This window comes from Streptomyces sp. NPDC107454, from assembly GCF_055582885.1.
The window spans coordinates 107,330-126,386 of sequence record NZ_JBVJPA010000027.1 but is presented as its reverse complement, the minus strand read 5'-3'; the positions used below and the strand labels follow the sequence as shown (position 1 = coordinate 126,386).

General features: G+C 68.8%; 13 protein-coding genes and 6 pseudogenes. 12 read left to right on the top strand and 7 right to left on the bottom strand.

All coding sequences use genetic code 11. The features are described 5' to 3' along the window. The 9 genes and pseudogenes from ACZ69M_RS46360 to ACZ69M_RS46320 form a co-directional block, all read left to right on the top strand. Nucleotides 1-117: pseudogene (locus ACZ69M_RS46360) on the top strand (IS5 family transposase); the annotation flags it as partial. A 93-nt stretch (nucleotides 118-210) separates the two neighbouring features. Next, a pseudogene (locus ACZ69M_RS46355) lies at nucleotides 211-1,007 on the top strand (IS5 family transposase); the annotation flags it as partial. Nucleotides 1,008-1,116: 109 nt separating this feature from the next. Continuing rightward, nucleotides 1,117-2,115 carry a DUF1259 domain-containing protein gene (locus ACZ69M_RS46350; protein WP_470059749.1) on the top strand — a complete coding sequence of 333 codons (999 nt, stop codon included), beginning with the start codon at nucleotides 1,117-1,119 and terminating at the stop codon, nucleotides 2,113-2,115. Nucleotides 2,116-2,857: 742 nt separating this feature from the next. Next, the gene (locus tag ACZ69M_RS46345) at nucleotides 2,858-3,322 is read left to right on the top strand and encodes a hypothetical protein (protein ID WP_470059748.1); all 465 of its coding nucleotides are present in this window, start codon (nucleotides 2,858-2,860) and stop codon (nucleotides 3,320-3,322) included. A gap of 85 nt (nucleotides 3,323-3,407) precedes the next feature. Next, nucleotides 3,408-3,680: a VOC family protein gene (locus ACZ69M_RS46340; protein WP_143138195.1), complete on the top strand. Its 273-nt coding sequence runs from the start codon at nucleotides 3,408-3,410 to the stop codon at nucleotides 3,678-3,680. A 311-nt stretch (nucleotides 3,681-3,991) separates the two neighbouring features. After that, nucleotides 3,992-4,444, top strand: a complete 453-nt coding sequence (locus ACZ69M_RS46335) for a hypothetical protein (RefSeq protein ID WP_470059747.1) — start codon at nucleotides 3,992-3,994, stop codon at nucleotides 4,442-4,444. A gap of 359 nt (nucleotides 4,445-4,803) precedes the next feature. Beyond that, nucleotides 4,804-6,016: pseudogene (locus ACZ69M_RS46330) on the top strand (IS3 family transposase). Between the two features lie 139 nt (nucleotides 6,017-6,155). Next, nucleotides 6,156-6,410, top strand: coding sequence for a hypothetical protein (locus ACZ69M_RS46325; protein ID WP_470059746.1), 255 nt, complete (start codon nucleotides 6,156-6,158; stop codon nucleotides 6,408-6,410). Between the two features lie 94 nt (nucleotides 6,411-6,504). Next, nucleotides 6,505-8,565: a mannosyltransferase YkcB-related protein gene (locus ACZ69M_RS46320; RefSeq protein WP_470059745.1), complete on the top strand. Its 2,061-nt coding sequence runs from the start codon at nucleotides 6,505-6,507 to the stop codon at nucleotides 8,563-8,565. 293 nt (nucleotides 8,566-8,858) lie between these two features. Here the strand turns inward: ACZ69M_RS46320 and ACZ69M_RS46315 are convergent. Further along, nucleotides 8,859-9,104 (bottom strand): annotated as a pseudogene (locus ACZ69M_RS46315) (transposase); the annotation flags it as partial. Between the two features lie 49 nt (nucleotides 9,105-9,153). Between ACZ69M_RS46315 and ACZ69M_RS46310 the strand changes: the two are divergent. The 3 genes and pseudogenes from ACZ69M_RS46310 to ACZ69M_RS46300 all read left to right on the top strand — a co-directional run. Continuing rightward, entirely contained in the window at nucleotides 9,154-9,930 is a 777-nt protein-coding gene (locus tag ACZ69M_RS46310; protein ID WP_470059744.1) for a hypothetical protein, read from the top strand. Nucleotides 9,931-10,096: 166 nt separating this feature from the next. After that, nucleotides 10,097-10,282, top strand: a complete 186-nt coding sequence (locus tag ACZ69M_RS46305; RefSeq protein WP_470059743.1) for a hypothetical protein — start codon at nucleotides 10,097-10,099, stop codon at nucleotides 10,280-10,282. Nucleotides 10,283-10,694: 412 nt separating this feature from the next. Further along, nucleotides 10,695-11,273: pseudogene (locus ACZ69M_RS46300) on the top strand (IS3 family transposase); the annotation flags it as partial. 209 nt (nucleotides 11,274-11,482) lie between these two features. Here ACZ69M_RS46300 and ACZ69M_RS46295 read toward each other — a convergent pair. The 6 genes and pseudogenes from ACZ69M_RS46295 to ACZ69M_RS46270 form a co-directional block, all read right to left on the bottom strand. Then, the gene (locus ACZ69M_RS46295) at nucleotides 11,483-12,712 is read right to left on the bottom strand and encodes a M20 metallopeptidase family protein (protein WP_470059742.1); all 1,230 of its coding nucleotides are present in this window, start codon (nucleotides 12,710-12,712) and stop codon (nucleotides 11,483-11,485) included. Continuing rightward, a complete protein-coding gene (locus ACZ69M_RS46290) occupies nucleotides 12,709-13,914 on the bottom strand; it encodes an amidohydrolase family protein (protein ID WP_470059741.1) in 1,206 nt (401 codons plus the stop codon). The genes ACZ69M_RS46295 and ACZ69M_RS46290 overlap by 4 nt, the downstream gene beginning before the upstream one ends. Beyond that, the gene (locus tag ACZ69M_RS46285) at nucleotides 13,904-15,265 is read right to left on the bottom strand and encodes a glutamine synthetase family protein (protein WP_470059740.1); all 1,362 of its coding nucleotides are present in this window, start codon (nucleotides 15,263-15,265) and stop codon (nucleotides 13,904-13,906) included. Before ACZ69M_RS46285 ends, ACZ69M_RS46290 begins: the two co-directional genes overlap by 11 nt. Next, nucleotides 15,262-16,719 (bottom strand): APC family permease, encoded by a 1,458-nt coding sequence (locus tag ACZ69M_RS46280; RefSeq protein WP_470059739.1) that lies wholly within the window; start codon nucleotides 16,717-16,719, stop codon nucleotides 15,262-15,264. Before ACZ69M_RS46280 ends, ACZ69M_RS46285 begins: the two co-directional genes overlap by 4 nt. A 149-nt stretch (nucleotides 16,720-16,868) precedes the next feature. Next, a complete protein-coding gene (locus ACZ69M_RS46275) occupies nucleotides 16,869-17,708 on the bottom strand; it encodes a MurR/RpiR family transcriptional regulator (protein ID WP_470059738.1) in 840 nt (279 codons plus the stop codon). 784 nt (nucleotides 17,709-18,492) lie between these two features. Then, nucleotides 18,493-18,988, bottom strand: a pseudogene (locus tag ACZ69M_RS46270) (IS5 family transposase); the annotation flags it as partial. Nucleotides 18,989-19,057 lie beyond the last annotated feature (69 nt).

Below are 19,057 nucleotides of genomic sequence, written 5' to 3'. Positions count from 1 at the left end.
GCCCGCGACTACGAAACCCACCCCCACCGCTCCGAAGCCATAATCCACGTCGCGATGATCGACCTCATAAGCCGCAGACTCACCCGCGAATCCACCCTGAACTGGCGCGACACCTGAACCTCGAACCAAACAACCTCGCCAGGACAAAACGCTCTTTAACAAAAGCTGTTGATCATGTGACTGCTGGCTTGTCTGTTCGTTGGTCTGGTTGTGAGGAAACGTCAGTCGCGGCCTTGGGTCGTTTCCGATGAACTGTGGTCGCTCGTCGAGTCGTTGCTGCCCAAGCCTGCGCCGAAGCTGGTCGAGGGCAGACCTCGAGTGCCTGACCGGCAGGCGCTGTGCGGGATCCTGTTCGTCCTGCACACGGGGATCCAGTGGGAGTACCTGCCCCAGGAGCTGGGCTTCGGTTCGGGTATGACCTGTTGGCGCCGTCTGGCGGCCTGGAACGAGGCCGGCGTCTGGGACCAGTTGCATGTGCTGCTGCTGGAGAAACTGCGGTCGAAGGGCAAGCTGGACTGGTCCCGGGCGGTGATCGACTCCTCCCACGTCAGGGCTGCCCGGCGGGGCCCAAACGCGGACCCAGCCCGGTCGACCGCGCACGTCCGGGCAGCAAGCACCACGTCATCACCGACGGCCAGGGCATCCCGCTCGCAGTGTCACTGACCGGCGGAAACCGCAATGACGTCACCCAACTTCTGCCTCTGCTCGACAAGATCCCGGCCATCGCGGGCCGGGTCGGCAGACCTCGCCGACGCCCCGATGCGCTGCTGGCCGACCGCGGCTACGACCACGACAAATACCGCCGCCTGCTCTGGGCCCGCGGGATCCGTCCCGTGATCGCGAAGCGAGGCGAGCCTCACGGCACCGGCCTGGGCATCTTCCGCTACGTCGTCGAGCGCACGATCGCCTGGCTCCACGGCTTCCGACGCCTTCGCATCCGCTGGGAACGACGCGACGACATCCACGAAGCATTCCTCGGACTCGCCGTCTGTCTGATCACCCACCGTCACGTACAGCGGCTTTGTCAGGACCAGTTAGCCCACTTGGATGGAGTGACTGCGCCGTTCGCCAGTTCACGCGGTCTCCCATGCTTCCATCGCGACAGGAGGCACAGACATGGCTGACGATCGACAGCAGGACAGCCGCTCCCGACACACCGCGTCCCGGCGCCGTGTGCTGGCCGCGGCCGCCCTTGCGCCCGTACTCACCGGTGCGCCTGCCGGGGCCCGCGCCCTGTCCGCCGGGCCGGAGGACCGCGCCCTGGTCGAACCGGTGATGACCAAGCTGGCGGACTGGGTGGACGTGGGCGAGGCTCTCGGCCGACCTGGTGACATGAGGCGGTTCATGTACCACACGGGCTTGCCGCGCCGGGACCTCACGGTCTTCTCCCGCGGCATCCGGATCGACCCCGCGCTCGCCCTGGGCTCGCACGCGTCCTTCGTCCGGTACGCAGACCACAGCACGCTTTTGATGGGCGACGCGGTGGTCAAAGAGTGCGAACTGCAGCACTTCAGTGACGTCCTGCAGGAGCACGGGATTATGCAGACCGCCATTCACAAGCACCTGCTCGCGCACGAGCCGGATGTCTGGTGGGTTCATCTGCACGCCCACGGCCACGATCCGGTCACCGTCGCACGCGGTCTGCGCGCCGCATTCGACTGCACGGGCACCCCGCCCGCCGAACCCACCGCCCCCTCGCCGCCCGTCGACCTCGACACCGCCGCGATCGATGCCGCCATGGGCGTCAAGGGCGCCGCCGACGGCAAGATCTACAAGTGCACCTACGTCCGCCGCGAGACCGTCACCGACGGCCATGTGATCCTGCCCCCGGGACTGGGCTCCACCACCTCCGTCAACTTCCAGCCACTCGGCGGCGGAAGGGCGGCCCTCAGCGGAGACCTGGTCATGATCGCCAAGGAGGTCCAGCCTGTCCTCGTGGCCCTGCGGCGCGGTGGCGCCGAACTCGTCGAGGTGCACCACCACAGCCTCACCGACGAACCACGCCTGTTCTTCGTCCACTACTGGGCCGTCGGCAATGCCGTCAGGCTCGCCAAAGCCATCCGTCGGGCGGTGGACACCACCAACGTCGTACCCATGCCCGGAGAAGCCGGCTGAGGACCGCGGACAACGAGACAGACATCTGCCCGTTCGACTTCAGCGAAGCCCTGGAGTTCGACCCTGCACTCGCGGACCTGATGCACCGCGATTCCCCCGCACGCATCCGGCTTCCCTACGGCGATGCGGACGTCTGAGCCTCCGCTAACTTGAAGTCGCAGGTCAAAGGGCTGGTATGACCAGTACTCAGCATGCTCACGCTGGTCGTGGGCGGGAGTCTGTCGAGTAGATCACCAGCCAGTGGTTGACTTCGAGGTCCGCCGTTCTCCGCCAGAGGCGCGCAGCCGAGCATGTATTGTCGGGCGGCAACTGGGCCCCGGCTGCTTTCCTCGGACGCTGTTGCCAATTCGGGGTCTGCTTCGCCCCGCTGATCATTGGTCGAGTGGGGGCGCAGGCAGTGCGCGGTATTGAACCGTCCGGACGCTGTGGAGCGGACGGTCGAGGCGTTCACCAACGGCCCGAATGAGTCGACGCCCGAGCAGGCGTAGGAGCTGAACGAGGTGATCCGCACGTGCATCTGTGATCACTAAACCGCACAGGCAGCCCCTGTCAGCCTCTGGGTCGGCGGGGGCATGGTCGTTTTCTACCGGCCCGCTGCCGGCGGATGAGAAGGAACGGTCAATTCCACGACTGGGAACCGGACAAACAGCGGAAAGTTCGCGCCACGGATCTTGTGTGGCGCCTGTGAACCCATGAGGGTGGTCGGCGGTGCGACACGCGTTCGATTCTTCTAGGGGGAAAAATGAAGGCGCGTTTTATCCTTTTACTTCTCACGGCGGGGGCCCTGCTGGTGCCGGCTGCCGCGGCGTCGGCTGCTCCGAGCGGCAGCACGGGAAGGGCCGTCGCGAAGACTGCTGCCTTTCCCGTGTGGTGCACGTTCCAGGGTGAGAAACCGTTCCAGGTCACCCAGGGCGGCCCGCTGTACGCCCAGGGCCATTACACGGGTTGCTCAACTCCGGCACCCGACCAGTGCCGGGTCCAGGTCGATCTTCAGGAGTACGTGCGCGACGGGTACTGGCGCGCGGTGAAGCACAAGGACAGCGGGTGGACGAGGTGCAGCGGGCGCTACACCACTCCAGGGCTCACGTGCGTGCATGATGGAGAAAGGGAGACGTACAACACTCAGGTGACCTTGCAGGTCGAATACAACGGACGCTTCAGCGAACCCGGAATCGCAGACACGCACAACACCGTGATCGACTGCTGAAGTCCGTTCACCCCTAACGGCCTGCCGGACTGATTCGGTAGGCCGTTTTCGGCTTCGGTCGCACAGATGAAAGTGAGACAGCAGCATGCACGTTCATTTTGAAGCAGTAGACCCAGAGAAAATGATCAGGTTCTGGGGCGGCATCCCGGGTTGGGGTGGGTACAGCGTCGGCGAAGCGGAATCTCCGGCTGTGCTACCGGTCGTCACCGTCCTTGTCGGAACGATCGCCGAACAGGTTCAGACGCTGATCGCCAAGGGCGCCTCTCTCGTTGAACCTCACGATTGCATGCACGCCCTGATGACGGATCCGGAAGGCAACAGGTTCATGGTGGTCCTCGACCCCGATCACGAAGCATGACGTTCTCCAGCGTGGATGCGGCCCGGCGTACGGCACTCGCCCTTCAAGGGCGCCGGGTGGACGATCCTGTGTGGGGCGCCTTCACCGTCGTTCCGACGTCGAGGCCGACGGAACCTGCTGGCCAATCCAGGTCGCTTTCTCGGCAGCCGGATGGCTTTGGGAGACGGCCTGCACCACTACGTGAATCGACGGCGACGCGAGGGCGCCGACAGCCAGCGCGGGTGAGGGACGTGCCGGAGGCCGCCGAGTAGGAGCGGGCAGCTCTGCGGTTCCCGCTCGCCGAGGCAGGGTGGCCTTCTACGATCCGGTGCATGGGTCCCGAGCTGCTGGAACGGATCACCGCGCGGCGTGCGGAACTGGACGAACTCGAAGAACAGCTGGCCAAGCAGTTGGCGAAGGTGCGGGCCGAGCGGGACGAACTTGCCGTCGCCGAGCGGGTCCTGGAGCGGGTGAGCGAACAACTCGCCGACGAGCGCGCCTCAGCCGCGCCGATGCCCGGGCAGGTGGGTGGACGGTCGGTAATGCTGATTCCACACCGCGAGCCGGACCTGGAGGAGACCATGCTCCCGCCGGACTACCAGCGCATCCTCGCCGCTGTGCGGCAGGCTGCCGGACCCGTCATGGCCCGGCATGTCGGCGAGATGCTGGGAGTCGACGTCAGCGTGCGGGCCAAGCTGGAACCGCTGCGCGGGAGACTGGTCAGACTCGTTGATCGCGGCTGGCTGCGCAAACTGCCCGACGGCCGGTTCACCACCCGCCTGTGACTGGGGACGCTGTCGCCCGGAGCAGTCCGGGGCGAGCGTAACAACGGTGCCGCCGGCGGCCGTTGGAATTGTGTGACGAAAACCAAAGGTGCGCCGTGAAGCGCGAGTTGTTCGAGTGGCGGTGAAAGGACGCCACCGCCGCCCTGTCGCAGCAGGGCGGTTGAAGCTGGGGGCAGCCCGACCCGGGAGGTGCCGGGAAGGGGTGGCAAGCGGCCCTGACAAAGCCGGGACGTATCAGCACTGCCAGATGGTGCGGGCCCGGCAAGCGAGACGGAAAGGAGTACGCGAGGAACTGAGGCTGATCCTTTGGAGTGGACACCCTGACAATGGATCTTGATGGTTCAGGGAGGGATGTCCAGGTGGGACGCACGTCTCCGTATCCGGAGGAGTTCAGGAAGGTCGCGGTCGCGCTTTACCGCGCCGGGGGCGGCAAGCGCACATACGCGGCGGTGGCGGCGGATGTCGGCATCACCGCCGAGTCGTTGCGAACGTGGGTCCGCAAGGAAACGAGTCCCAGTCAGTGCCCGAGCGCCGCGAGGCCGGCGGGAGTCCGGCTGAGGAACTGGCCCTGTTGCGGGCGGAGAACGCCCGGCTGCTGAAGGCGGAGAAGGAGTGGCAGCTGGAGCGCGAGATCCTGCGCCGGGCAGCCGCCTATTTCGCTCGGGAGGTGAAGTGAGCCCGCGCCGCTGGGGCTTCATCTCCGGGAATCGCGCCGACTTCGGCGTGAAGCGGATCTGCCGGGTCCTGGGCGTCTCCCGCTCGGGCTACTACCAGCACCGGGCCACTGCACACGCCCGCGCCGAACGAGCCGTCGAGGAAGAGCGGACGGTGTCGGAGATCCGGCAGATCCATGCCGACCACCAGGGCGCCTATGGTGCCCCGCGTGTCCATGCCGAACTCCGCTCCCGCGGGAGGAAGATCAACCGCAAGCGCGTGAGCAGGCTGATGAGGATCAACCGCATCGTCGGACGGCACCTGCGGCGCAAGAAGCGCACGACGATTCAGGACAGGACGGCCCCGCCGGTGCCGGACCTGGTGATGCGTGACTTCACGGCGGACATGCTCAACACCAAGTGGTGCGGCGACATCACGTACGTCGCCGTCGGCTCGATCTGGCTGGCTCTCGCCACGGTCATCGACATCTGCTCGCGGCGCGTGATCGGCTGGTCGATCGCGGACCACATGCGTACCTCGCTGGTCATCGACGCGCTCGAGATGGCTGTGGCTGCCCGCGGAGGCCAGGTCCACGGCGTCGTCTTTCACACGGACAAGGGCGTGCAATATGGTTCGGCCGCCTTCGCCGAGGTCTGCCGTCGGCACGGCATCCGCCGCAGCATGGGCCGCGTCGGTTCAAGTTATGACAACGCCCTCGCCGAATCGTTCTTCCAGGGCCTCAAGCGCGAGTTGCTGCACGGAAGGCGTTGGACCTCGAAGGCGCAGACACGGCTGGAGCTGTTCAGGTGGCTGTCGTACTACAACCGGCGCCGCCGCCACTCCGCCCTCGGCTACCTCGCGCCAGCTGAATACGAACAGCAATTGATCACGTCACATACGCTGTCACTCGTCGCGTGAAACCCGGTGTCCACCCCCGGGGACCAACCTCAGTGAGCCGGTGGCCCCGCCGGGCGCACCGGTGCGGTGCTTGCCCGCCGCGGATAACTCGGCGTCGTCGGCGGCAGACGGTGCAGGAGTTCCAGCGGACCAAGTCCCTGTGCTCCGCCGCGACCCGTGGCGCTGTCTCACGGCCACCGCCACGGCCGCGCTGCTCGTCGTCGACGCCTGGTTCGACGTCACGACCTCCCAGCCCGGCCCCGAACTGGCGACCGCGGTTGCGATGGCCGTGTGCGCGGAGCTCCCGATGGCGGCCCTGTGCACCGTACTGGCCGTGTGCGCACTGCCGTCCCGCACTCGCGGCAAGGCACCTGACACCGACGGATCCGACCTACAGGTCAACGCGGCGACCTGATTCTCACCTAAATGACAACTCTTTCGAGGCATCCAGATCGCCGCCGCAGTTATCTAGCACTTCGACAGCGCGTAGAACTTGGGAGGGTTTGTCCATGGCCGGCACCACCGCGGAAACCATCGCCTCGGTCCCGCCGATAGGCGTGCGGCTGCTCAGCCGCAGCTCAGGGGCCGGACGGGGCGCGGCGAGCCGACCCGGCTGGGCGCGGGTCGCGTACTGGGCGATCCTGCTGGCGGCGGTGGTGCTGTTCAGCTGGGACATCCAGAACAGCGGCTATCACGCGTTCTATTCGGAGACCGCGCGCAGCATGACGCAGAGCTGGAAGGGCTTTCTCTTCGGCTCGTTCGACCCGGGCAACACGATCACCATCGACAAGCTGCCGGGCTTCCTGTGGCCGCAGGCCCTGTCCGCGCGGATCTTCGGCTTCCGCCCTTGGGCGCTGACCCTGCCCCAGGTGATCGAGGGCGTGCTCGGCGTCGTTGTACTGCACCGCGCGGTGCGCCGCTGGGCGGGGGAGAGCGCGGCCCTGCTCGCCGCGGGCGCCTTCGTGCTCACCCCGGCGATCGCCGGACTGTTCCGCACCGAGGTCGAGGACCCGCTGTTCACCCTGTGCGTGCTGCTCGCCGCGAACGCCGGCCTGCGGGCGGCCCGTGAGGGCCGGCTGCGCCCGCTGCTCGCGGCCGGGGCCTGGATCGGCCTCAGCTTCCAGGCCAAGATGCTGGAGGCCTGGGCGATCCTCCCGGCGTTCGGCCTGCTCTACGTCGTGTCGGCCCCCGTGACACTGCGCCGCCGCCTCGCGCATCTGGCGGCAGCGGGCGCGACCTGCCTCGCAGTGTCGGCGTCCTGGGTGCTCCTGGTGACCCTGACCCCGGCGCAGGACCGGCCGTTCGTCGACGGTACGACGGACAACTCCGCGTTCAGCCAGGTCGTCGGCTACAACTTCCTCACCCGTTTCTCCAGCCTCGGCGTCAGCGCGAAGTCCACCGGAAGCGTCGCGGCGCAGAGCATGGCCGGAACCGATCCGGTGCCTCACACCGGACAGACTCTCACCGAGTGGGCCAAGATGTTCGGGCCCTCGCTCACCACCCAGATCGGCTGGCTCTATCCGATGGCCGCGCTCGCCGCCGTATGCGGACTGGTGTGGCTGCGCGGCCGGCCGCGCACGGATCCGCTGCGGGCGGGCTTCCTGTTCTGGACGGCGTGGCTGGCCACCTACTTCCTGGTGTTCAGCGCAGGCGCGGTCGGCGCGCACACGTACTACATGGGTGTGGTGGGCGTTCCGATCGCCGCGCTGTTCGGCGGCGGAATGGTGCAGTTCTGGCGGGCCTGGCGGCGTGGCGACCGGGCCCGGCTGTGGGCGCTGCCGACGGCTGTCGCGTGCACGGTCGTGTGGTCGGCGTTCGTCGCCTACCAGTTCCCGGCGTTCCTGCCCTGGCTGGCGCCCACCGCGTTCGTCCTCGGCGTCGGCGCGCTCGCGCTGCTGATCCTCTCCCGCGTCCGCGCCGGGATGCAGGCCCGGGCCGCGGTGCTGGGCGTCGGGCTCGGCATCGCCGCGATGCTGCTGCCGTCCGCCGCCTGGGCGTCCTCGGTCCTCACCACCCAGTACGGCCACTCAGGCATGGGCGCGGCCGGCCCCATCTTCGTACGGCACGGCAGCAAGTACCGCAACAGGGCCACCTGGTCCTCCTCCCAGGGCAAGACCGCCCCGGTCCGCTCGACGTTCAAGGGCACCGGCCACGAGGGGCTCAACCGCGAGGAGCAGCGTCTACTGGAGTACACCCGGGCCCACCAGGGCCGCGCCACCTTCGTCTTCGCGACGACCAGCTGGCGCGCCGCCTCCCCCTACATCCTCTACGCCGGCGCCCCGGTCCTCCCCATGGGCGGCTTCACCGGCGCCGTCCCGACCCCCACCGCTGCCGGCTTCCACCACCTGATCGCCACCGGGAAGGTGCGCTACGTCGTCCTGGGCGGCGCCGCCACCGACCCCGGCACGGTCAACGCCGCCTGGGTACGCGGCCATTGTGCCCGGGTACCCGGCCAGACGTTCCCTCTCTACGACTGCTCGAAGCCGCCCGTCCCGCACAAGGCACAGGCACGGCACCACCGTCACGCGGGGAAGGCGGACCGGGCCAGGGCGCCGAAGTCCAGTACGTGAGTTGTGCCGTTGACACCCCGCGCCAGGTCCGAGGGCCGCCCCTGCTCCGGCTCTGCCTCGCTGCCGGACGCGCTCGCGGGTCGGCTCACCGAGCCGGACGCCGGCGAGGTGCTGCTGGACGGCGTCGCGCTGGCCGGCGTGTCGCCGAACGGGATCCACCACGTCCAGCGGTGGCCACCGAGCTGCGCAGGCGAACATGAATACGATGTGATGAAAATAACCATTCGGCCCTCTGGGCTGTTGCATAGCGACATTCCGAACCTGGCCTGTGGCAGCTCTTTACTGACTTCGGCGTGCTGGTACTGCAGCGCGCTGAGCCGCCTGCGGAGCAGCGTCTCCAACTCGCTGAGGGTGCGGGCGGCCAGGTTGGCCAGGCTCCGTTTGATGTGCGCCCACAGCCCCTCTACCGGGTTGAGGTCGGGCGCATACCCGGGCAGCAGGACCACTGCCAGCCAGTTCCGCTCGGCAACGAGTGCCTTCATCGTCTTGGAGATGTGGGTGCTCAGCCGGTCCCACACCACGATCAGCGGGGCCTTCATGGGGCTGGCCGGTGCCGTTCGCGTCCATGGTCGGGTAGAGGGGACCGGCGTGGAGAAGCTCACTGACCTGCTGACGAAGACGACCCGGCTCGACCTCTTCCAGGCGCCCGGCGTGGAGGAGTACGAAAAGGTCGGGCAAACGCTCACGTTCAGTCTCGGCGACGGAAACGTCGAGCACCCGCTCAACATCACACGCCTGACCGTCCACGGGGACGTGCCGTCGTCGGTCCTCTCGGCTGAGGGCGACGAGATGAGCGCGACCACACTGCCCGACGGCAGCCAACTGCTGACCGCCGTGGGCAAGGAGGGCACCAGGGTCAGCACCCTGTCCAAGGACGGCCTGCTGACGCTGTGGGAGGCGCCGCTCATCGCCGCGCGGAACACCTACAGCACGGAGGACCTGGTGAGTTGGGCCACGGCGGTCGACGAGCAGGGAATCACGGCTTCGCACTCACCGCGTCTCACCGCTGCCCGGGCCGAGCCCCATTGCCGGCTCACCAAGAGCAGGAAGCCTTACCTGCACGGGGGGTACACGCACATCCAGGCCGAGGCCGCGATGCTCTGCGACCAGAGGGGCAAGGGGAACTTTGAGTCTTCGCTGCGTCAGTACCAGGGGCTCGGTATCTGGAAGACCAAGGACGTCGCGGGTTACACCAACGAGCAGGGCCAGAACTTCCCGGTCACCCTGCACTTCGAGTGCTCACGGCTCACCACCAGTGGCTGGGTATACCGGAGCGACATAGGCAACGCGACGCTGCGCAACGCCAACGGCTACTGGGGAGACCACAACGTCCATTCGGAGACGGCTACGATTCACTGCGCGTAGATCGCTGTTCCCTGACGCTGTCCGCTTCCAAACGGTATGCCGGTGACGGACCGCCGTCGCGGTACTGACGCTGATCGAGCGGCGTACAGTTCACAGCAGGGATATCGCGCATGCCGACAGTTCATGTGACGCACCGACCAGGCGCAAGCCGGTGGTTGGGGGACGGGTGGAAAACGAACGACGCCGCCCTGATTCGGCGGACCTCGTCGTGGCCGGGTGCGGCTGGCTTCTGATCGTGGCCGTCATCGCCATGCCCGGACTCATCCTGAACGACGGACCACTGACGGTGTACATGGTCGTTGTGGGCGGGGTGATCGGGTTCCTGTGGGCGCGTAGGAGGCTGTACCGCTGAGCGTGCTGTCCAGCAGAGAGGCACAGCAGGTGGCGCGGCCGTTTGCCGACCGAGCCGCCCTGGGCAAGCCCGGGAACTCCGGCCTGCTCGGGGCGGCTCGCTGTTCCTCCGCACTCTGGGCCAGCGTCGGAACGCTTGAGTGAGAGCTCGCGATTCGACGAAGCCAGCGGCTGAGTGCCGACCGGACAGCGATGCCGAGGGCCGCGAGACGTGGATGGGTGCAGCTCTCTTGAAGTGACTTGTTGACCGGCGAAGTTGTGGGTCGGTCGGGTCTGGTGCAGAGTGTGTCAGGGTGCCGGGGGAGCGGCGACTACCACTGGCACGGCGCCCGAGCTCCCGCAATGACCCGACCTGCGGTGCCCTGTGTCCGAGCTCACCCCACGGCGTACACAACGGCGCTTTGTCAGGGTGCACGACGATTCAGGACAGGACGGCCCCGCCGGTGCCGGACCTGGTGATGCGTGACTTCACGGCGGACATGCTCAACACTAAGTGGTGCGGCGACATCACGTACGTCGCCGTCGGCTCGATCTGGCTGTATCTCGCCACGGTCATCGACATCTGCTCGCGGCGCGTGATCGGCTGGTCGATCGCGGACCACATGCGTACCTCGCTGGTCACCGACGCGCTCGAGATGGCTGTGGCTGCCCGCAGCGGCCAGGTCCACGGCGTCGTCTTCCACACGGACAAGGGCGCGCAATATGGTTCGGCCGCCTTCGCCGAGGTCTGCCGTCGGCACGGCATCCGCCGCAGCATGGGCCGCGTCGGCTCAAGTTATGACAACGCCCTCGCCGAATCGTTCTTCCAGGGCCTCAAGCGCGAGTTGCTGCACGGAAGGCGCTGGACCTCGAAGGCGCAGACACGGCTGGAGCTGTTCAGGTGGCTGTCGTACTACAACCGGCGCCGCCGCCACTCCGCCCTCGGCTACCTCGCGCCAGCTGAATACGAACAGCAATTGATCACGTCACATACGCTGTCACTCGTCGCGTGAAACCCGGTGTCCACCCCCGGGGACCAACCTCAGTTGTGTGCTGCCCTTCCCATGCATGCCTGTGGGAGGGCACGTGCCGGCCGGCAGACGGACAAGACAGTGACGGGACCTTTGGCCGGGCTCCCATGAAGTCACAGACGCCCGACCGGCCACGTGCCAAGCGGTACCGCTCGGCAGGCCGACGATTCCCGAGAGGGACAGCCGAAGCGTCAGTCAGTCGAGGAGTCAGCCCCCCGAGCGATGCCATCGCCAATCCTCACTGTCAGTCGACCAGCGGCTGCGACGTATCCGGCCAGCAGGGCGTGGGCGACGTCGTGGACAGCCTGGTCCGGGGGCAGGAATGTCGGTGAGTGCAGCCGCTCGGTGCCGCCGTGAGTGCCGACGAACATCATCAGTGACGGCATGCGCTCGGAGAAGTAGGAGAAGTCGTCGGAGCCTGCGGACCGCAGGGCCGGCACGACGGTGAGGCCCAGCGAGCTCAGCAACAGTCCGGTGGTCGCCGCCAGTGCGGCGTCGTTGTCCAGCACCGGCTCGCCGCGGATCACCTCGACCTCGGCGGTGCAGCCGTGGGTGCGGGACACCAGGTGCGCCGTGTGCGCGAGCCGCTCCAGGAGGGTGTCGCGGTCCGCCGTACGCATGGCCCGTACGGTGCCGCGGGCGACCGCCTGGCCCGGTACGACGTTGGCGGCCGTGCCGGCTTCGAGCGTGGTGACGCTCAGCACCACCGAGGACATGGGGTCGATGCCGCGGCTGACCACGCTCTGCAGGGCGACCACGACATGGGCCAGGGCCGCCACAGGGTCGTGGGTGAGGTGGGGGTATGCGGCGTGACCGCCGGTGCCCCGGACCGTCACCGTGAACTCGTCCGAGGAGGCGTTGACGACTCCCGGGGTGCAGGCGACCGTCCCCTCGGGCAGCAGTGGCTGCACGTGCGCGCCGACGGCGGCCCGGCACTCCTCGCGCTCCAGCACACCGTCCGTGGTGATGTCCTTGGCGCCCGACGGGTAGGTCTCCTCGCGCGGTTGCAGGACGGCCAGCAGCGGCGCGGGCCCACCGACGTGGTGCACGGCCCGGGCCAGGGCGACGACGGCTGCGAGGTGGACGTCGTGGCCACAGGCGTGCATCACGCCCGGACGGCGGGACGGCCAGGGTGCGCCGGTGCGCTCGGTGACTTCCAGGGCGTCCAGCTCGCCGCGTACGGCGATGGCCGGTCCGGGGCCGCCCACTCGGACGATCGCGCCGGTGTCGGCGACTTCGGTGACCCTGCTGGAGGCCGGCAGCGCGGCCAGCACGAGGTCCCGTGTGGTGCTCTCGTCGCCCGACAGGCGAGGTTCGGCGTGCAGCCGGTGGCGCAGGGTGACGGCGTCCGGGAGCTCGCGCGCCAGCGCGGCCCGCAGGACGTGCTGGATGCCGGTGTCCATGGCGGTGTCGGTGTTCATCGGCCGGCTTCCGTTTCTCCCGCTCCTGGTGTGTCGGCTTGCAGTCGATAGACCCGGCGGGCGTTGTCGCGCCCGATCATATGGGCCACCCGGACGGCGTCGCTGACGGTCCATTCGCCGCTGTCGACCCAACGTTCCAGGGCCCGGAGCATCCCCCGCCGCCACAGGAGGGCACCAAGGTGGTGCAGCTCCGGCGGCCCCCAGGCGTCGGAGGAGAAGAGGATCTTCGCGAACGGTGCCAGCTCCAGCGACTCGGCGACGACCGCGTCGGAGCGCGCGCCGGTGTAGTTCACTCCGAGGCCGACGTCGAAGTAGACGTGCGGGAACACCTGCGCCAGATAGCCGGCATTGCGGTGGAAGGGGTAACAGTGCAGGAGCAGCAGGTCGGTCCCGTGCGGCTCGACGTTCTTGATGAAGCGGGTGAGCAGCAGCGGGTCGCAGCGGTGCAGTTCGACGTCCGGGTCGCCGTAGCCGGCGTGCAGTTGAATGGGCAGGCCGCGGTCGACACCGCACCACAGGGCGAAGCGGAGCAGCACCGGGTCGTCGACGCGGGCCGAGCCTGTCGCGTCATGCCTGCGCAGCCAGCCACCGGCCGCCCGCACCACCTCCTCGTCCGTCGGCCGCTCGGGGTCGAAGTCGAAGCCGTGCCGGTAGGCGACGATGCTCTTGAGGCCGACAGCGTGGGCGGCGCGGGCCGCCAGCGTCCGCCGGAACCGCTCGGGTACGTCGCCTGCGGATACGCCATCGGCGGCGAGCTTTTCCAGGACCGCTTCGAGCCGGACCACCTCGTCGACGCGGCGCTGCGAGACCTCCGCCATCTGTGCGACGTCGAAGATCTCGTCGCCCTTGTAGCCGGTTTCCAGGAGGTAGTGGTCGATTCCGCTGGCCGCAAGCAGCCGACGGGCGACCTCACGGGCGCCCAGTTCCCGGCGCGCGGCCACATAGGCGTCCGGGTCGGCGTGCGGGTGCAGGCCCAGCACGGGGGCGCACCAGCGTCGTACCGCGAAGCCGATCTGGGAGTCGAACTGCGTCATCCACTGCGGTATTGGGCGGTCGGACTCGGTGAGCATCTCCTCCAGGGCCGTCCGGCCGACGTCGTTGCGCAGGGCGCCGTGGACGTGGTGGTCCACCAGGGGGAGCGACCCGATCGCGGTCGCGAGTGGGCCGGCGGGCGCGTCGCCGACGAACGCATCAGTAGACATCGCAGACCTTCCGGATACGTGCCGGTTCGTCGAGAGCGTCGAGTTGCGCCAGTTCGTGGCGCTTGACGGACAGGTGGGTGGCGAGCAGGTTCGGGTCGAACCAGGAGCGGACGACGTCGTCGGACTCCAGTGCGTCCAGCGCCAGCTCCAGGGAGGCGGGCAGAGCAGGTACGTCGGCCAGGTCGGACTCCTTGGTGTCCTCGGGCCACACGGTCGGTTCCGGGTAGTCGCGGGTCAGGCCCTCCAGGCCGGCGCGGACCAGAACGCCCAGGGCCAGCCACGGGTTCGCGGTTGCGTCGGCGGCCCGGTACTCCAGGTTGAACTGCCCGGCGGGATCCGCGCCGCCGAGCCGGGTGGTCGGGCAGATCCGCAGCAGCGCCTCGCGGTTGCGTTCGGCGAGGAAGACCCCGCCCGCGCTCCAGCGGTGCGGTGTCAGGCGCAGGAAGGACACCGCGCTCGGTGCCGTCCAAGCGGTCAGTGCCGCCGCGTGGCGCAGGATGCCCGCGGCGAACTTCGCCCCGAGTGCGGAGAGCCGTCCCGGGCGCTGCGGCGCGTACAGGACGGGCCGGTCGTCGCGGTCGCGCAGGCTGAGGTGGAGGTGGACGCCGTTGCCCACGCCCGCCGGGTCGAGCAGGGGTGCAAAGGTGACAGGCAGCCCCCGGCGGCGGGCCAGATCGCGGACCAGCTCCCTGAGCAGGACCGCCCGGTCGGCCGCGATCAGCGCGGGTGCAGGCCGCAGGGTGATCTCGAACTGGCCGTCTCCGTACTCCGGCAGCCAGTTCTCCGGCTGCAGCCCCGTCTGCTGGAGGAGCTCGACCAGGTCGGAGCCGAACGGCTCGGCGTCGCGGAAGCGTGCCAGGGAGAACGGGCTGCTGTCGGGGAGACCGCCGAGGACGAACTCGTGCTCCACGGATGCCACGACGGTGAGACCGGTCCGCTCCCGCAGTTCCGCCAGAGCATCGCGCAGAAACGTACGCGGGCAGCAGGGCCAGGGGCTCCCGTCCGGGAGGACCTGGTCGGCGAGGTAGAGGCGCAGGCCCGGGTGCGGGCCGTCGGCCGGGATGTCGACGCCGGTCGCGGCGTCGGGGAGCAGCCGTAGGTCTCCCAGGGAACCGAAGACGTTGTCCGGGGCGATCGTGCCGAACGCCGAGATGGCCAGGTCGGCAGGCACCCACCCGGTGCCGGTCCGCAGGACGCTGGCATGGTCTGCGAAGGGCGCGGCCCGGCCCCTCACCTGTCCTGCCAGGTCGCAGGTCGCGACGAAGACCGAGGCGGGATGGTCCATCCGGGACTCCTGGGGGTGAGGGGCGGGGGCGGTGAGGGTGCCGGGGGTGGCCGAGCGAAGGCTCACGACCCTGCTCCGGCGATCTCCCCCGCCGGGGCAGAGGCCGTGGTCTGGCCGAACTCTCCGGCCAACCGGGCGCCGATGCGCCGGGTGAGCGACGGGGCGAAGACCACGACCGCCACTCCGGCCAGGCACCACACCGCCACGATCCACGGGAACCAGCTGTAGGGAGCGGACTGGCCGGTGCACTGTTCGTAGAGGACGAAGGCGAGGTACCCGAGGCCCAGCACTGGCAGCACCAGTTCGTAGCGGGGGATGTGGCCGCGTCCGGAGACGATGAAGGCGATGACCCCGGCTCCGGCGACGGCGTACGCGACGAGGACGCACAGCACACCGATGGTGGCGTACCAGTAGTAGGCGTCGAAGGCGCCGGTGCCGACGGCGTACATGACGGCCGTGATGACCGCGGCCACAGTGCACACCAGCCACAGAGCGGTCGTGGGGGAACCGGTGACCGGGTGCGTGCGGGCCAGGGTCCGAGGGCCGAAGCCGTCCCGGGCGAGGGCGTAGACGATCCGGGACGCGGCGGCCGCGGAGGACAGTGCGGCGGCGAACGCGGAGGCCACCGCGCTGAACGCGACCACGAGCGCGAACCAGGTGCCGATGTACTGCCCCGACAAGGTCGACAGCGCCGACTGGGCCGACCCGAAGGCGGCGATGCCCTTCGCGTCCGTTCCGAAGCCGATCGTCTGGGCGAACATCACCAGGATGTACAGAACCCCGGTCAGCAGGACGCTGCCGGCCAGCGCCCGCGGGATGTTGCGCCGAGGGTTGTCGGTCTCCTCGCCGAGCGACGCACACGCCTCGAATCCGGCCCAGGACAGGAAGGCGAACACGGTGGCGGTCATCGCGGTGTTGACCGTGGTGCCCTGGAGGCTGAACACCGACAGGTCGAAGGTCTGGCCGCGTGGCGCGGAGCCGCTCGCCGTGCGTCCCAGGACGACCGCGGTGAGGACCAGCATCGCCAGGATGCCTATGCCCTCGACGACGAGCAGTGTCCGGGCGGTGACCCGGCCGTCCCGGGAGTTGAGCGCGCCCACTCCCGCGGCCGCGAGCACCGCGGTGATCACCCAGGAAAGGGACAGGGACACACCCAGGGCACCCAGGAACGCCTGTGTGAAGACAGCGGTCGCGGCGAGCGAGCAGGTGAGGAAGGCCGTGTACGAGCCCAGCAGGGCGAAACCGCCGAAGAACCCCGCGCGCGGGCCGATCGTCACCCCGGCCAGCGCGTACACCGATCCGGCGTGGTTGAAGTGCTGGGTGAGCCGCCAGAAGCCGTAACCCACCAGCCCGACACCGATCAGCCCCAGCAGGAAGACCAGTGGGACCGCCTTGCCGACGGTGGCCGCGACACCGGCCCCGTTCAGGCCCATGGCCAGGGTCGGGCCCATCAGGCCCACGGACAGCGCCAGAGCTTCCCACAGGCGCAACTTACGAGGGGCGCGAAGGTAATCCGACATGGAGCGCTCCGAACGGAGACGGGGGCGCGTTGTGCCGCGGCCCGAGTCAGGCAATGAAATATTCATTTCAGACCGACGTCAATAGGTGATCCGATATGAAACATTCATTTCATCGACTGGGTGGCGTCGCGTCGCGCTGATCTCCCGGCTCACTCGGTGGTCAGGTCCCCCGAAGCCTCCTCCGCGGCCTTCATCCGCGCTTCGGCGGATGGCCCAAGTTTCCGGTGGACGGCGGCGACCAGAGCTTCCACCAGGGCAGTCGGCGCCACGATGCTGTCGAACGGACTTGGGGCCTCCACGCGTGTCGGGAGGACGACATCCGCGAACTCGGCGACCGGTGACAACCAAGGATCCGTGACCAGGACGACCTGTGCGCCACGCGCGTGGGCGAACCTGGCCAGCTCGACCGTGCTGCGCTGGTAACGGCGGAAGTCGAACACCACGCACACATCGCGTCGGCCAAGGTCTACCAGGAAGCCCGCATCGGTGCCCGGCGACTGGGTGTGCACCAGCGTGCCCGGCCTCATCAGGCGCAGATGCAGGTCGAAGTACTGAGCCAGGAGCTGCGAGAACCGGCCGCCGAAGCAGGCGATCCGCCGGGCGGGGTCACAGATCAGCTCCACCACCCGGTCGAACTGATGCTCCGGCAGCGACGCGAAGGTCCGCTCCAGTACGGACCGCCCCACCTCGGCCGTCGCAGCCGCCAGTTCGGAGGTGCGCGTGACCTCGTCGACCAGCGCTGCGAGGGTCAGCGGGGACGCGCGCCTCGCCTGCACCTCATCCCGCAAGGACTGCTGGAAGTCCCGGTAGCCCGAGAACCCGAGCCGCACCACGAACCGGACGACCGTGGGCGGGCTCACCCCCGCCCGAGCCGCCAGCTGCGACGTGGACTCCAGGCCCGCTGCGGGATAGTGCGCCAACAACGCTCGGGCGATCTTGTGTTCGGCGGGCGACAGCACGCCCTGGGCCAGCCCTAGCCGCTCGGCCACCGTCCTGTCCTGACTTTCCTCAACCCCGGCTCCCTCTCTCGGCCCCGCCCCGTGGTCCTCGACCCCCGGCTGCGGACCACTCGGCCCAGCCCGCCGCGGTGACGCCTTCGACACCCTCTGCTGCCCGGCCATCCTGCCTTCTCTCCCTCCAGGCCATCTGTCACCGCCGATCGTGGCATGCCGGCCTGAGGGCGCCGTCCATGGCGGCACTTCATCCACGGGCTCGCCGAGGGCGCCGGCACATAGGAGCAGGCGGCGCGACAGCGTACGCAGTTGATCGCGGACAGTTGATGGTGTCACAGGCTGGCGCCCACAGCCGACGTGATGTCGATGCTAGGCAGGGGGGATCCGGCGCCGGGGCTGCCAGTGAGCCGCTCCAGGAGGGCCCGCAGCTCGTCGCGACGGATCTCGGGGTGGGCCGGTTCAGGACCGGGAAGCCGCAGAGCAGGGATGACGGACAGCCAGGGCATGGAGGGCGGCCGGAACGCTGCTTCCTGGCACCAGGCTGCCGCTCCTGTCGGTTCTAGGGTGGCTGCGGCAGTCGGCCCCGCGCGCCGGGGAGAGCATGTTGATGCAGCAGCACCGGTTTCCCTGGCAGCGGCGGGTGCTCATGCTGGACGAGCCGCCCGCTCAGGGCCGTTCTGGATGGCCGCCCAGTGATACCAAGGCCGGTGTGCTGCTGCCGCAGGAGCGGGCCACTGCGGTCATCGTCCTGCGCGGCGAAGGCGGCATGGGCAAGACGTACGCTCTGCCAGGTCAGCGAGTGGGCCCGGTCGTCGGACAACAGATGGACCTTGCTGGTCAGTCCGCCCCGCGAGCGCCCCAGCGCCTCCCGCCCATCCGCCTCCACACGCGTACCGCCCCCTTTTGCGGAAAGTTGCGCGGCGGCTGGTGACGAGCCCCGGCCGCATGCTGGTGCGCCAGGCAGGACGTGGAGTCGATGTTCACCGCCCACGCCTGCCCGGGCTGTGCGTTCTGCGTTTCCACCGCCTTGGCAAGTGCCCCGTCGGGATCGCTGGCATCGGCCTCGACCTGTAACCCGCCCAGGATCTGCCGCCTGGTGCCGTCCGCCGCCCATCGGCGGTGCCGCTCGTAGACGGTCTGCCAAGGACCGAACCGTTCGGGCAGGTCCGGCCAGGGCACGCCGGTACGGGCCCGGTACAGCACTCCGTTGATCACTGTGCGGTGATCGGCCCACTGCGCGCCAGGATTGCCGTTGGCGGGCAGTCACGCTCGGTCTTCTGCCACTGCGCGTCAGTCAGCTCATGCCGTCGCACCATGAGGCGCATTTGCCCAGACCATGCACTGATCCACCCATACCAGCAAGAACCATCAGAAACGACCTGACC

Coding starts and splice junctions, on each gene's coding strand:
- ACZ69M_RS46335 (WP_470059747.1), top strand. CDS start 3,992: ATGGGTCCCGAGCTGCTGGAACGGATCACCGCGCGGCGTGCGGAACTG.
- ACZ69M_RS46340 (WP_143138195.1), top strand. CDS start 3,408: ATGCACGTTCATTTTGAAGCAGTAGACCCAGAGAAAATGATCAGGTTC.
- ACZ69M_RS46280 (WP_470059739.1), bottom strand. CDS start 16,719: ATGTCGGATTACCTTCGCGCCCCTCGTAAGTTGCGCCTGTGGGAAGCT.
- ACZ69M_RS46290 (WP_470059741.1), bottom strand. CDS start 13,914: ATGTCTACTGATGCGTTCGTCGGCGACGCGCCCGCCGGCCCACTCGCG.
- ACZ69M_RS46345 (WP_470059748.1), top strand. CDS start 2,858: ATGAAGGCGCGTTTTATCCTTTTACTTCTCACGGCGGGGGCCCTGCTG.
- ACZ69M_RS46350 (WP_470059749.1), top strand. CDS start 1,117: ATGGCTGACGATCGACAGCAGGACAGCCGCTCCCGACACACCGCGTCC.
- ACZ69M_RS46295 (WP_470059742.1), bottom strand. CDS start 12,712: ATGAACACCGACACCGCCATGGACACCGGCATCCAGCACGTCCTGCGG.
- ACZ69M_RS46320 (WP_470059745.1), top strand. CDS start 6,505: ATGGCCGGCACCACCGCGGAAACCATCGCCTCGGTCCCGCCGATAGGC.